12 protein-coding genes and 2 tRNA genes are annotated in these 12869 nt (G+C 71.5%); 9 read left to right on the forward strand and 5 right to left on the reverse strand.

The genetic code is table 11. The annotated features are described in order from the left end of the window. Positions 1-92: 92 nt before the first annotated feature. A complete protein-coding gene (ettA, locus tag J2W20_RS17765) occupies positions 93-1775 on the forward strand; it encodes an energy-dependent translational throttle protein EttA (RefSeq protein ID WP_307008276.1) in 1683 nt (560 codons plus the stop codon). Positions 1776-1851: 76 nt separating this feature from the next. On the opposite strand, the gene J2W20_RS17770 is transcribed toward ettA, so the two are convergent. Further along, the gene (locus tag J2W20_RS17770) at positions 1852-2754 is read right to left on the reverse strand and encodes an acyl-CoA thioesterase (protein WP_307008278.1); all 903 of its coding nucleotides are present in this window, start codon (positions 2752-2754) and stop codon (positions 1852-1854) included. An 80-nt stretch (positions 2755-2834) separates the two neighbouring features. Here J2W20_RS17770 and J2W20_RS17775 point away from each other — a divergent pair, with 80 nt between their 5' ends. After that, positions 2835-3332, forward strand: coding sequence for an acyl-CoA thioesterase (locus tag J2W20_RS17775; RefSeq protein ID WP_307008279.1), 498 nt, complete (start codon positions 2835-2837; stop codon positions 3330-3332). Further along, entirely contained in the window at positions 3329-4003 is a 675-nt protein-coding gene (locus J2W20_RS17780) for a hypothetical protein (protein ID WP_307008281.1), read from the forward strand. The genes J2W20_RS17775 and J2W20_RS17780 overlap by 4 nt, the downstream gene beginning before the upstream one ends. A gap of 48 nt (positions 4004-4051) precedes the next feature. On the opposite strand, the gene J2W20_RS17785 is transcribed toward J2W20_RS17780, so the two are convergent. From J2W20_RS17785 to pepN, 4 genes are all read right to left on the reverse strand, one after another. Then, entirely contained in the window at positions 4052-4498 is a 447-nt protein-coding gene (locus tag J2W20_RS17785) for a globin (protein WP_373458050.1), read from the reverse strand. A 1-nt stretch (position 4499) separates the two neighbouring features. After that, a complete protein-coding gene (locus J2W20_RS17790) occupies positions 4500-5255 on the reverse strand; it encodes a mechanosensitive ion channel family protein (protein WP_307008327.1) in 756 nt (251 codons plus the stop codon). 185 nt (positions 5256-5440) lie between these two features. Continuing rightward, entirely contained in the window at positions 5441-5905 is a 465-nt protein-coding gene (locus J2W20_RS17795; RefSeq protein WP_307008286.1) for an OsmC family protein, read from the reverse strand. Between the two features lie 10 nt (positions 5906-5915). Beyond that, complete coding sequence (pepN, locus tag J2W20_RS17800; protein ID WP_307008288.1) at positions 5916-8471, reverse strand: aminopeptidase N; 2556 nt, start codon at positions 8469-8471, stop codon at positions 5916-5918. A gap of 138 nt (positions 8472-8609) precedes the next feature. On the opposite strand from pepN, the gene J2W20_RS17805 reads away from it, so the two are divergent. The 6 genes from J2W20_RS17805 (at position 8610) to tig (ending at position 12833) form a co-directional block, all read left to right on the forward strand. After that, complete coding sequence (locus tag J2W20_RS17805) at positions 8610-9569, forward strand: hypothetical protein (RefSeq protein WP_307008290.1); 960 nt, start codon at positions 8610-8612, stop codon at positions 9567-9569. Positions 9570-9661: 92 nt separating this feature from the next. Then, positions 9662-10144 (forward strand): ribose-5-phosphate isomerase, encoded by a 483-nt coding sequence (locus J2W20_RS17810; protein ID WP_307008292.1) that lies wholly within the window; start codon positions 9662-9664, stop codon positions 10142-10144. Between the two features lie 19 nt (positions 10145-10163). Next, positions 10164-11105: an Fpg/Nei family DNA glycosylase gene (locus J2W20_RS17815; protein WP_307008294.1), complete on the forward strand. Its 942-nt coding sequence runs from the start codon at positions 10164-10166 to the stop codon at positions 11103-11105. A gap of 37 nt (positions 11106-11142) precedes the next feature. Further along, a tRNA-Gly gene (locus tag J2W20_RS17820) sits at positions 11143-11213 on the forward strand. A gap of 104 nt (positions 11214-11317) precedes the next feature. After that, positions 11318-11392: transfer RNA gene (locus J2W20_RS17825), tRNA-Pro, on the forward strand. A gap of 67 nt (positions 11393-11459) precedes the next feature. Then, positions 11460-12833 (forward strand): trigger factor, encoded by a 1374-nt coding sequence (tig, locus tag J2W20_RS17830; protein ID WP_307008296.1) that lies wholly within the window; start codon positions 11460-11462, stop codon positions 12831-12833. The last annotated feature ends 36 nt before the right edge of the window (positions 12834-12869 follow it).

Raw genomic sequence — 12869 nt, forward strand, 5'->3', positions numbered from 1 at the left:
GGGCAGGGGAGCCCCGACGGCTGGCCGGACGGGCTCCCCGTCGGCGGAGCCCGGATGTGTGATCATCCGCGCGAAGCACTAGATTTAAGGCCATGGCGGAATTCATCTACACCATGACCAAGGCCCGCAAGGCCGTAGGGGACAAGGTCATCCTCGACGACGTGAGCATGTCGTTCTTCCCCGGAGCCAAGATCGGCGTCGTGGGGCCGAACGGTGCCGGCAAGTCGACCATCCTCAAGATCATGGCGGGCCTGGACACCCCGTCAAACGGCGAGGCCCGGCTCTCCCCGGGCTACAGCGTCGGCATCCTCCTCCAGGAGCCGCCGCTGAACGAGGACAAGACGGTCCTCGGGAACGTGCAGGAGGGCGTCGGCGAGATCTACGGCAAGATCCAGCGCTTCAACCAGATCTCCGAGGAGATGGCGAACCCCGACGCCGACTACGACGCGCTTCTCGAGGAGATGGGCAAGCTCCAGGAGGCCATCGACGCCGCGGACGCCTGGGACCTCGACTCCCAGCTCGAGCAAGCCATGGACGCCCTGCGGTGCCCGCCGCCGGATGCCGACGTGAAGGTCCTCTCGGGCGGTGAGCGCCGGCGCGTCGCGCTGTGCAAGCTCCTGCTGCAGAAGCCGGACCTCCTGCTGCTCGACGAGCCGACCAACCACCTCGACGCCGAGAGCGTCCTCTGGCTCGAGCAGCACCTCTCCGACTACCCCGGGGCCGTGCTCGCGGTGACCCACGACCGCTACTTCCTTGACCACGTCGCCCAGTGGATCTGCGAGGTGGACCGCGGCCGGCTCTACCCCTACGAGGGCAACTACTCGACCTACCTCGAGAAGAAGCGGGCACGCCTTGAAGTCCAGGGCAAGAAGGACGCGAAGCTCGCCAAGCGGCTCTCCGAGGAGCTCGACTGGGTCCGGTCCAACGCGAAGGGCCGCCAGACGAAGTCCAAGGCCCGCCTCGCCCGCTACGAGGAGATGGCCGCCGAGGCCGAGCGCACGCGCAAGCTCGACTTCGAGGAGATCCAGATCCCGCCGGGCCCGCGCCTTGGCCAGCTGGTCATCGAGGCCAAGGAGCTCAAGAAGGGCTTCGGGGACCGTGTGCTCATCGACGGGCTCTCGTTCTCCCTGCCGCGCAACGGCATCGTCGGCGTGATCGGACCCAACGGCGTCGGCAAGACCACGCTCTTCAAGACGCTGGTCGGGCTCGAGCCCCTCGACGGAGGCGAGCTCAAGATCGGCGATTCGGTCAAGATCTCCTACGTCGACCAGGGCCGCGGCGGGATCGACCCGAACAAGACCCTGTGGGAGGTCGTCTCCGACGGCCTCGACCACATCCAGGTCGGCCAGGTCGAGATGCCCTCGCGCGCCTACGTCTCCGCGTTCGGGTTCAAGGGCCCCGATCAGCAGAAGAAGGCCGGCGTGCTCTCCGGCGGAGAGCGCAACCGGCTCAACCTCGCGCTGACGCTCAAGCAGGGCGGAAACCTCCTGCTGCTCGACGAGCCCACGAACGACCTCGACGTCGAGACGCTCTCGAGCCTCGAGAACGCGCTGCTCGAGTTCCCCGGCTGCGCCGTCGTGGTCTCCCACGACCGCTGGTTCCTCGACCGGGTGGCCACCCACATCCTCGCCTACGAAGGCACGGACGAGGACGAGTCGAACTGGTACTGGTTCGAGGGCAACTTCGAATCGTACGAGCAGAACAAGGTGGAGCGCCTCGGCCCCGACGCGGCCAAGCCGCACCGGGTCACCCACCGCAAGCTCACCCGCGACTGACGGGGGGCGTCTTGCGCAGACGGAGGGGCCGGCCGCTGCGGCCGGCCCCTCCGTCTGCGCCGGGGCTTCGTGAGCCCTAGGCCGGGCCCTCGAGATAGGGCAGGCGGACCATGCCCTCCTGCGCAACGCTGGCCACATGGACCCCGCTGCGGTTGAACACCTTGCCGGCGCCCAGCCCGCGGGCGCCCTGGGCGCTGGGCGACTCCTGGACGTAGAGCAGCCACTCGTCCACCCGGACCGGCCGGTGCCACCACATGGCGTGGTCGAGGCTCGCGACGCTCATCCCGGGCGTGATCCACGAGAGGCCGTGGCGCCGCAGGACCGGCTCCAGCAGCGTGTAGTCGCTCGCGAACGCGAGGGCCGCGCGGTGGAGCATGTCGTCGTCGGGCATCGGCTCGATGGTCTTCATCCAGACCGCGTTCCTGGCGACATGCGGGCCCGAGGTCGAGATGTAGATCGCGGGGTCCACGTGGCGGACGTCGAACGGGCGGTCGAAGGCCCAGTACTGCGCCACCGGATGGTCGATCTCCCCCAGGAGGTCTGCGGTGCTCGGCAGCGACTCGGGGTCGGGGATCCCCTCGGGCATGGCCGACTGGTGCTCGACGCCCTCCGACTCCTCCTGGAACGAGGCGATCATCGACAGGATCGGGTTTCCGTCCTGGTAGGCGTGCACCTGCCGCGCCGAGAAGGAGCGGCCGTCCCGCAGGCGCTCGACCCCGAACGTGATGGACTTGTCCGCGTCGCCCGGGCGCAGGAAGTAGGCGTGCATCGAGTGGACGGGGCGGACCCCGGTGACCGTGCGCGACGCGGCCACCAGGCTCTGCGCGAGGACCTGTCCGCCGAAGACCCGGTGCCGCGGCTGCCGCTCGCTCGGGCCGACGAAGACGTCTTCGTCGGTGCGGGCCCCTCCCAGATCGTCGAGGTCCAGAAGGGTCAGCAGGGTTCCGGTGGGCCCGGAACGGCGCGCAGGTGACGTCATGGCACGACATTAGACGCACCGGCCAGCCCGCTGCCAGCCGGCGGGGGGAGGGCCTCCTGGGCTGGTGCGAAGATGGGTCCATGCCCTCCGCCTACCGTTTCCCCCTCCAGCTGCGCTTCGGCGACGTCGACTCCTACGGCCACGTGAACAACGTGCGGTTCCTCCAGTTCCTCGAGGACGCCCGTGTCCACTGGCTCCGTGAGCCGCTCAGGAGCGCGGACCGCGAGGACGGCCCCCAGACGCTCGCGGACCTGGTGACGGAGGAGAACTTCACCCTCGTGGGGCGGCACGAGATCGAGTACCTCGCTCCGCTCCTGTACCGCCGCGAGCCGGTGGCCGTGGACCTCTGGGTGACGCGGGTCGGCGGATCGAGCTTCGACCTCGGCTATGCGGTGGTCGATCCCGCGGACGGGGCCGTGTGCGCCAACTGCTCGACCTCGATGGTGCTCGTGAGCCGGTCGACGGGGCGGCCAGTGCGGCTGCCCGAGGCGATGCGCTCGGAATTCGCCCACTTCGCCGGCCCTGACGTGCCCTTCCGGCGCCGCCCGCCGCTTCCGGCCGAGGCGGGGCAGCCGTGAGGGCGCCGGGCCCGGACACGGTGCTGGACCTCGGGGATCCGCACGCGGTCGAGGACCTGCGGGTCTTCCTCTCCCGTGCGCGCGCCATCGAGGACGGCGCCGTACGGCTCCAGGCCGTGGGCGGCGTGCTGGCCGCTTACGTGCTCGTCATGGGCCCGCGGGCCCTCGGAGAGCCCGTCCCGACCATCCTGGGACTCCGGACTGCCGGCCTCGCCACCCCGGCCCAGGCCGACGTGACCGTGGCGATGGCCTCCGTGTTCGACCGGCTCGCACGCCTCGGCGCCTCGGGGACCGAACTAGAGCTTCCGCCCGCGCAGGCGCGCGCGCCCTGGGCTGCGGTGACGCCGCCGCGCGGTCCCTGGACCCTTGAGGGCGGGGTCGACGCCGAGGCAGTGCGGGGCGCAGCAGCGGCGGGCATCGCCGAGGTCGCCGCTGCGGTCCCGGACCAGCCGGGCGCGGCGGTGGTGCAGGGCGTGCGCGCAGCCGTGTGGGGACGGGACCTCGCGCCGTGCCCGGCCCTCCCGGCCGGGGCAGCCTTCGCGGCCCACATGCTCGGCTTCATCACGCCGGGGGAGGACCTGCAGCGGTTCTCCTGCGGTCCGTGGTCCCGGCTGTCCTCGAGCCGGGGACACGTGCTGTGCCGGCGCGCCCCCGTCCTGCAGGGCAGCTAGCCTCCGGGGACGGGGATCCCGCGCCGGGTCCGTCGGCGTGGGCGCCGCTCAGTCGTCGAAGGTGTTCACCAGCGAGTGCGCGGCGCGCTCGAGGTAGTCCCACAGCGTGGCCTCGTACACGGGGGCGAGGCCGAGAGCCTCCACGCCCGCCCGCATGTGGAGGAGCCACCGGTCGCGCGCCTCGGGGTTGACCTTGAACGGCACGTGCCGCATCCGCAGGCGCGGGTGCCCGCGCTCGGCGCTGTAGGTGCCCGGCCCTCCCCAGTACTGCTCGAGGAACATGGTCAGGCGGTGCCGGGCCGGACCGAGGTCCTCTTCGGGATACATGGGGCGCAGGAGCGGATCCTCGGCCACGCCCTCGTAGAAGGTGTCCACCAGCTTGACGAACGTCTCGTGGCCGCCCACGAGGTCGTAGAAGGAGGCCCCCGCGCCCGACCCGCGCAGGAGGTCCGGCTGGTTCCCGCGCGGTCCGCCCGGCACGCCCGGTGTTGTCATCTCACTCATGGGACCTCTGCCCTCCGTTGCCGTACTGTTCGCCCGCCGCCCGGCCGAGCGCGCCCTTGCCCTCGCGCGAGGGGTCCGTTCCTCCTGCGGCCTGGCCCCCGCCGGTCGTGCCGGCGGTGCCGGCCGCACCGGCCGTGGGGACGGCGGCAGGGGCGTCCGCGGCGGGCGGCAGGTAGGTGCCCTGGGACCGGTTGCCGAGGCGCAGGATCTCGCCATTGCGCAGGTACCAGATCGTGCCGTCCTCGGCCCGCACCCGCGTGATGCGCAGGCCCACCGACTCGACTGTGCCGGCCACCTCGCCCGCACCCGTCTCGATGAAGTCGCCGATCCCGTACTGGTCCTCGAGCGTGATGAAGATCCCGGCGAGGAAGTCGCGGATGAGCTGCTGGGCGCCGAAGCCGATGGCGACGCCGAGGATCCCGACGCTGGTCAGCACCGGGGCCAGATCGACACCGAGCGCGCGCAGGACGTACATGCCGACGATCGTGGTGATGACCACGGCGACGACCGAGTTGAGGAGGGAGCCGATCGTCTGCGCGCGCTGGGCCCTGCGCTCCGAGTCGAGCGCCCTCAGTGCGGGAGCCGCCCACCGGAAGATGCGCCGCTGCGTGAGCGTCCTGCCGGCCAGGATGCGCTTGACGATCTGCCGGATCAGGTACGTCGCCACGAGCCAGACCACGAGACCGATGCCGACGGCGATCGCGATCTGGAGGAGGGTCTGGTTGAAGGTGGTCACGGCGCTGTCCAGCTGGGCCGCCGTGATCGGGACGGGGCTCGGGCTGTCGGTGGTCGGAGCCGGGGTCGGCGTCGGGGAGGGGCTGGACGCCGTGCGGGGCGTGAGGGCGAGCAGGATCGCGGACAGGCCGGAATGCACCGTCGGGGGCCTCCTTGTCTGGGGGATGGTGGCCCTTCCACCTTAACGACCCGCGGGCGTCAGGGTGCTACCGGCTCGTGCCTGACCGAGAAGTTCACCGAGCGCGCAATGAAGCAGGTCGCGTGCGCATCGTCATGCAGGCTGTCGGCGAGCGCGCGCTGCGACTCGTCGGCCAGCTCGACGCGCGGGCGCAGCGTCACTTCGGTGAACTCCCCGGACGCCCCGTGGACGTTCAGCGTGCCCGTCGCGGCGTCGGAGTAGCCCGTCACGACCACGCCGCCCCGCGCGGCCTCGAACAGGTAGCTGAGCATGTGGCACTGGGCCAGCGCGGCCAGCAGCAGCTGCTCCGGGTTGTACCGGTCGGCCGTGCCGCGGAACGCCGGGTCGGCGGTCCCGGGCAGGACTGGCAGGCCCGGCAGCGCGACGTCGTGCTCCCGCCCGAAGTCGCGCACGCCGGACGTGCCGGTGCCCCGGTTGCCCGTCCACGTCACGGACACGCTGTAGTGGTGCTCTCCGATCGCCATGGGAGGCAGGCTACCGGTCGGCGGCCTGGGCGCGCAGCGCACGCGCCACCCCGTCGCGGTTCTCGAGGGTCATCCGGCGCAGCGCGGCCTGGTCCGGCCCGAGGGACGCGAGGAACCGATCGGTGCGCTCCAGCATTTCCTGGGTGGTCTGGCGCGCGGGGTAGAGCCCGACGACGACCTGCTGGGCCAGGGCGTGGGTGCGCTCGGCGACGATGCGGGGCACCGCCTCGAAGTACTTCTCGGCGAACGGGGCGAGCAGCGACGCGTCGTGGGCGCGGGCGAAGCCGTTGATGGCAGCCTGCTGGATGGCGTTGGAGAGGGTCCCCTCCTCGACGATCGACTCCCACGCCTCGGCCTTGGCCTCCGGCGTGGGCAGCGCGGCAGTGGCGAGCGCCGCGGCGCACTGGCCCGTGGCGGTCGTGTCCCGCGTGAGCTCGTCCTCGATCCGGGCCCTGTCGAGGCGGCCGCCGCACGCGAGCGAGGCCACGAGCTCCCAGCGGAGGTCCTGGTCGACCTCGAGCCCGGGCACCGCCGCCGACCCGTCGAGGAGGCCTGCCACCGCGTCCAGATGCTCCTCGGAGGAGGCGAGGGCCGCGAACGCCTTGACGAACTGCAGCTGCGAGTCCGACCCCGGCGCCGCATCGTGGACCAGGGCCCACAGCCGTTCTGCCGCGCTGCGCTTGGCGTCCGGCTGGGCAGCTGCGTCGACGTAGTAGTCGAGCGTGGTGGCGAGCTGGCGGAGGAGCGTCTGCACGACGGAGGCGTCTGCCTCGGAGCCGATGTTGCCGAGGACGAGGTCGACATAGGAGCGGGCAGGGGTCTCGCCGTCCCGGGCCGCATCCCAGGCCGAGCCCCAGACGAGGGCCCTGGGCAGGCTCTCCGCGATGTCCTTCAGGCACGAGGTCGCCGTGGCCAGCGAGGCCGGGTCGAGGCGCACCTTCGCGTACGCGAGGTCGTCGTCGTTCAGCAGCACGAGGGCCGGACGGGCCCGCCCCACGAGCTCAGGCACCTCGGTGAGCTCCCCGTCCACGTCCAGCTCGGCGCGGTGCGTGCGCACGAGCGCGCCCGCGCCGTCGTGGTCGTAGAACCCGATCGCGAGGCGGTGGGGGCGGATCTGCGGGTAGTCGGGGACGGCACTCTGGCGGACGGCGAAGCGGAGGACGCGGCCGTCGTCGTCCGTCTCGATCTCGGGCGAGAGGGTGTTGGCTCCGGCGGTCTCGAGCCACGCCCGGCCCCAGGCGGTCAGGTCGCGGCCGCTGGCCGCCTCGAGTTCGGCCATGAGGTCGGCGAGCACGGTGTTGCCCCAGGCGTGCTTGGCGAAGTACCGGCGCACGCCCTCCATGAAGTGCTCGTGTCCCACCCAGGCCACGAGCTGCTTGAGCACCGAGGCGCCCTTCGCGTAGGTGATGCCGTCGAAGTTGACCTCGACGTCCGCCAGGTCGTTGATGTCCGCGAAGATCGGGTGGGTCGTGGGGAGCTGGTCCTGGCGGTATGCCCAGGACTTCTCGACGGAGGCGAAGGTGGTCCACGCGTGGCGGAAGGCGGTGCCCTCGGCGGCGGCAAGGTGGGACATGAACTCGGCGAAGGACTCGTTGAGCCAGAGGTCGTCCCACCAGCGCATCGTCACGAGGTCGCCGAACCACATGTGCGCGAGCTCGTGCAGCACCGTGATGGCGCGCCGCTCGACGGTGGCCTGGGTGGGCTTCGAGCGGAACACGTAGCTCTCGAGGATCGTCACAGCGCCGGCGTTCTCCATCGCCCCCGCGTTGAACTCCGGGACGAAGAGCTGGTCGTACTTCTCGAACGGGTACTCGCACCCGAACTCGCGCTCGTAGAACGCGAAGCCCTCCTTGGTCAGGGCGAAGATGTTCTCGGCGTCGAGGTACTGCATGAGGGACTTCCGCGCGAAGATCCCGAGCGGGATGGTCCGGCCCTCGGAGTTGACGAGCTCGTCCGCGACCTTCTGGTACGGGCCGGCAATGAGCGCCGTGATGTAGCTGGAGATCCGCGGGGTCGGTGCGAAGTCCCACACCGAGCGGGCCTGCTCCCCGGGGACGCGCACCGGCTCCGGCGTGGGGGAATTGGAGACGACCTCCCAGTGCGACGGGGCCGTGACCGTGAAGCGGAAGGAGGCCTTGAGGTCGGGCTGCTCGAAGACGGCGAACATGCGGCGCGAGTCGGGGACCTCGAACTGGGTGTAGAGGTAGGCCTCGCCGTCCACCGGATCGACGAAGCGGTGCAGGCCCTCGCCGGTGTTCATGTAGGGGGCGTCGGCGTCGACCACGAGGACGTTCTCGGCGGCGAGGGACGGCAGCTGGATGCGGACGCCGTCGCTGGCCTCCTCGACGTCCAGCTCGACGCCGTTGAGCGTCACCGAGCGGACGGTGTCGGTGATGGCGTCGATGAACGACGAGGCGCCCTCGGCGGCGCTGAAGCGCACCGTGGTCCGCGAGCCGAAGACCCTGTCCCCGCGGGTGAGGTCGAGCTCGACGTGGTAGTCCTCGACGTGCTGGATGCACTCAGCCCTCTCGACGGCTTCCGAGCGGGTGAGATTGGTCCCTGGCATGTGCCCTCCAAGCATGTGCGCCACGATGGCCCGCGTGGTGCGGGTCACTTTTGAAGGCATTGTTTCATGGTGCGCCGCAGCATGCCAGCGCCTTCCTGGGCGCCCCGGGCGGCCGTGCGGGTGCAGTAGCGTTGGAGCATGGCGGGATCTGCGGAGGCGAGGTGGGACCGGAAGGCGCTCCGCTTCGCGATCGGATACCCCGTCCTGCTCGCACTGGGCTTCGGGCTGGCCTCGCTCTCCTTCCACGGACGGGTCCCCGACCCGGTGGCATGGCAGTGGGACGCGGGCGGGGGCCGGGCGTTCATCCCCTTCACCGCCTACCTCCTCGGCGGCGCAGTGCTGGTCGCGGTCGTCGGAGCCCTCCTGTGCCTGCAGGCCGCGCTCCTGAGCCGGCCGCCGATCTCCCGCCGGATCTTCATGGCCGGCGGCGTCGGGATGTCGATGTTCCTCACCACGGTCCTCGCCGCCGGACTCATCGGGCAGGACGGCGTCCCGGCCCGGGACTCGCATCCGGATCCGATCGTGCTCGCGATGGGATCCGGGGCCACCGTCGCGTTCACGGTCGTGATGCTGCTGTCCTTCAAGCCCGAGGAGCAGTGGAGCCCGAAGGACGAGGCCGCGCTGCTCGACGAGCTCGAGCCGGAGCGTGCCGCCTCGACCTTCACCTACTGGGCGCACGCCCGGTCCTCGGTGTTCGTCATGCTCAGCATCATCGGCGTCTCGGTCTCCCTCCTGCTGCTCGTCCTCTCGTGGTGGATCTCGCTGGTCCTCACCGCGGCGGCACTCCTCACGGCAGCCTCGCTCGTTGCCCGCGTGCGGGTGAGCCCGGAGTCCGTGGGGGTCTTCCTCGCCGGGGTCGTCCCGGTCCTCAGATTCGCCCCGGAGCGGGTGCTGCGGGCCGGGTTCGAGACGGTGCGCGCCCGCGACTTCGGGGGATGGGGGTACCGCCGCCGGGGCCAGTCCCTGTCCGTCCTCGTGGCGAGCGGGGAAGCCGTCACTGTGGTCCTCGACGACGGCCGCCGGGCCACGTTCTCCGGCCGGGACGGCGACACCGCCCGCCGCGTCGTCGACGTGCTGCGGAGTGCCTCGGGCGCGTAGTCTTGACCTCGCCCCCCGCGAGGTCCCGGAAGGCACCGGGGCACGGCCTCCGCGCCCGCGGCGGGGCGAGAGAATCCGAGGAGAGGAACCCCGTGCCGAAGCCGCGCGTCCACATTGCCACCGACCATGCCGGCATGGAGCTTTCCGCCCACCTGGTGTCCCATCTGCGCGGCCGGGGCTTCGAGGTCGTGGACCACGGGCCCGCCGAGTACGACCCGCTCGACGACTACCCCGCCTTCTGCATCAAGGCCGCGCTCGCCGTCGTCGCCGACCAGGAGGCCGGCACGCCTGCGCTGGGCATCGTCCTGGGCGGCTCGGGCAACGGCGAGCAGATCGCGGCCAACAAGGTCAGGGGGATCCGCGCGGCCCTGGCCTGGAACCTCGACACCGCCCGCCTCGCCCGCGAGCACAACGACGCCAACGTCGTCGCCGTCGGCGGCCGCCAGCACAGCGTCGACGAGGCGACGACCCTCATCGAGGCGTTCCTCGCCGAGCCGTTCAGCCACGACGAGCGCCACGTCCGCCGGATCGGCAAGATCGCCGCGTACGAGGCCTCCGGCGAGATCGTCGAGTAGTCCCCAGGCGCTGTCGACCGTGCCCGAAGGACACTCCATCCACCGTCTTGCCCGCCAGTTCGGCGACGTCTTCGTCGGCCGGCGGCTCTCCGTCTCGAGCCCGCAGGGCCGCTTCGCCCAAGGGGCCGCGCTCCTGGACGGGCGCGTCCTGGAGGCCGCCTCGGCCCACGGCAAGCAGCTCTTCCTCCAGTTCGGGGGCGGACTCGTGCTGCGCGTGCACCTGGGCCTCTACGGGGCCTGGGAGTTCGGCGGCGACGCGACGTTCCGGGGCGCCTCGAGCATCGGCGCGCCCCGGCGGGTGGGGGAGCGCGAACTGGCGGACGACGGCGCACGGCAGCCGAGTGCCGCGCCTCCCCCTCCGCGCGGCGCCGTCAGGGCACGTCTCGTGTCCGAGAACGGCTGGGCGGACCTGCGCGGCGCGAGCGCCTGCGTCGTCGAGACCGCCGAGGAGGCCGCCGCGGTCCGCGCCCGCCTCGGTCCCGACCCGCTCGCCCGTGCCGCGGCGGGGGAGCAGCAGGCGTCGGACGGTGCGGACGCAGCGGAATTCGCCCGGCGTCTCACGCGGCGCCGCGCTCCCGTGGCCCGGCTGCTCATGGACCAGGAGGTCGTCGCCGGCATCGGGAACGTCTACCGCGCCGAGCTGCTCTTCCGCGCGCGGCTCGACCCGTTCACGCCCGGCACGGCCCTCGGCACGGAGCGTGCGCTCGCCCTGTGGGAGGATGCCGCGGCGGCGATGGCCGAGGGGGTCCGCGATGGCAGGATCGTCACCACCGGCCCCCAGTTCTGGATCGGGGGGTCGGGGTCGCTTCCTGGCCCGGAGGACGCCCACTACGTCTACCGGCGGCACGGGATGCCGTGCCGTGTGTGCGGCACCGCGGTGACCATGGCCGCGGAGGCAGGGCGCAAGCTCTACTGGTGCACCGGCTGCCAGGCCCCGGACGGGACCCGCGGCGCAATTTGACACCCGCGGGCCCCGTTCGCTTTAGTTGGAGGGCCCCGGGGGCGTAGCTCAATGGTAGAGCGCCAGTCTTCCAAACTGGATACGCGGGTTCGATTCCCGTCGCCCCCTCGCCTGCACCGGGCCCTTCCTGTCACGGAGGGGCCCGTTTCCGTGCCCCGGGGCTGATGTGCATTGGTTTGTCGCAGGCCTGTATCGTGGTCTGTGCACTAGACCGGGGTGTAGCTCAGCTTGGCTAGAGCGCCTGCTTTGGGAGCAGGAAGTCGCAGGTTCAAATCCTGTCACCCCGACAGTCGCGTCCTGAGGCATCACGCCCAGGGCGGCACCCATGATCCGACCATCCAGGAGAGCCACGCTGTGAAGAGCGCTGCCGAGAACCTCAGCCCCACGCGGGTCAAGCTCAACGTCGAGGTGACCCTCGACGAGCTGAAGCCCAACATCGATGCCGCCTACAAGTCCGTCGCCGAGCAGATCCAGGTGCCGGGCTTCCGCAAGGGCAAGGTCCCGGCCCGCCTCGTCGACCAGCGCGTCGGCCGCGGCTACGTGCTCGAGACCGCCATCAACGAGGGCCTCAACGACTGGTACCAGCAGGCCGTGGCCGAGACGGGCATCCGCCCGCTCTCCCGCCCCGAGGTCGAGATCACCGAGGTCCCGGACCCCGCCGCCACCGAGGGCGAGCTCAAGTTCGCCGTCGAGGTCGACGTGCGCCCCGAGATCGAGCTCCCCGACTACGAGGGCCTCAAGGTCGACGTCGCGGCCGCCGAGACGAGCGACGACGACGTCCAGACCGCCCTCGACGAGCTCCGCGGGCGCTTCGGCACCCTCAAGCCGGTGGACCGCCCCGCGCAGGCCGACGACTTCCTGACGATCGACATCTCCGCCTCGGTCGGCGGCGAGCAGGTCGACTCCGCTGCGGGCCTGTCCTACCAGGTCGGCTCCGGGACCATGCTCGAGGGCCTCGACGAGGCCGTCACCGGCCTGTCCGAGGGCGAAGAGGCCGTCTTCGAGACCAAGCTCGCCGGCGGCGAGCACGCCGGCGAGACCGCCTCCGTGACCGTCAAGGTCACGGCGGTTAAGGAGCGCGAGCTCCCCGAGGCCGACGACGACTTCGCCCAGCTCGCCTCCGAGTTCGACACGATCGAGGAGCTCCGCGCCGACCTCGTCAAGCAGGCCGCCCAGTCGAAGGTCGTCGCCCAGGGCGTCGAGGCCCGCGACAAGGTCCTCGACAAGCTGGTCGAGCTGGTCGAGGTCCCGGTTCCCGAGAGCGTCGTGGCCGAGCAGGTCGAGGCCCACTTCAACCCGGCCAACGGGGGCCACGCGGCGGACGAGGACCACGACACCGACGAGCACCGCGCCGAGGTCAAGGCCAACACGGAGCGCGCCTTCAAGAACGAGGTCATCCTCGACGCGATCGCCGACAAGGAGGAGATCGGGGTCTCGCAGGGCGAGCTCATCGAGTACCTCGTCACCACGGCCAGCCAGTACGGCATGGACCCGAACCAGTTCGCGCAGATCATGGACCAGTCCGGCCAGGTCCCGATGATGGTCGGCGAGGTCCGCCGCCGCAAGGCACTCGCCGCCGTGCTCGGCAAGGCCGAGGTGACGGACTCCGAGGGCAACGCGATCGACCTCAGCGAGTTCGTCCGTCCGCTCGACGAGGAGGAGGCCCCGGAGGCTTCCGAGGCGACCGAGGCGACGCCGAGCGACGATCCCGCCGCCGCCACGTTCTGACGCCCTCCGGCCCGGCGCTTCCCGCCCGGGCCGAGC

The organism is Sinomonas atrocyanea (assembly GCF_030812675.1).
Lineage (GTDB): Bacteria > Actinomycetota > Actinomycetes > Actinomycetales > Micrococcaceae > Sinomonas > Sinomonas atrocyanea_B.

Excerpts from the sequence above, each read along its gene's own strand:
- J2W20_RS17795 (WP_307008286.1), bottom strand. The coding sequence starts at position 5,905 with ATGGCGATCGGAGAGCACCACTACAGCGTGTCCGTGACGTGGACGGGC.
- pepN (WP_307008288.1), bottom strand. The coding sequence starts at position 8,471 with ATGCCAGGGACCAATCTCACCCGCTCGGAAGCCGTCGAGAGGGCTGAG.
- ettA (WP_307008276.1), top strand. The coding sequence starts at position 93 with ATGGCGGAATTCATCTACACCATGACCAAGGCCCGCAAGGCCGTAGGG.
- J2W20_RS17785 (WP_373458050.1), bottom strand. The coding sequence starts at position 4,498 with ATGACAACACCGGGCGTGCCGGGCGGACCGCGCGGGAACCAGCCGGAC.
- J2W20_RS17775 (WP_307008279.1), top strand. The coding sequence starts at position 2,835 with ATGCCCTCCGCCTACCGTTTCCCCCTCCAGCTGCGCTTCGGCGACGTC.
- J2W20_RS17770 (WP_307008278.1), bottom strand. The coding sequence starts at position 2,754 with ATGACGTCACCTGCGCGCCGTTCCGGGCCCACCGGAACCCTGCTGACC.
- J2W20_RS17805 (WP_307008290.1), top strand. The coding sequence starts at position 8,610 with ATGGCGGGATCTGCGGAGGCGAGGTGGGACCGGAAGGCGCTCCGCTTC.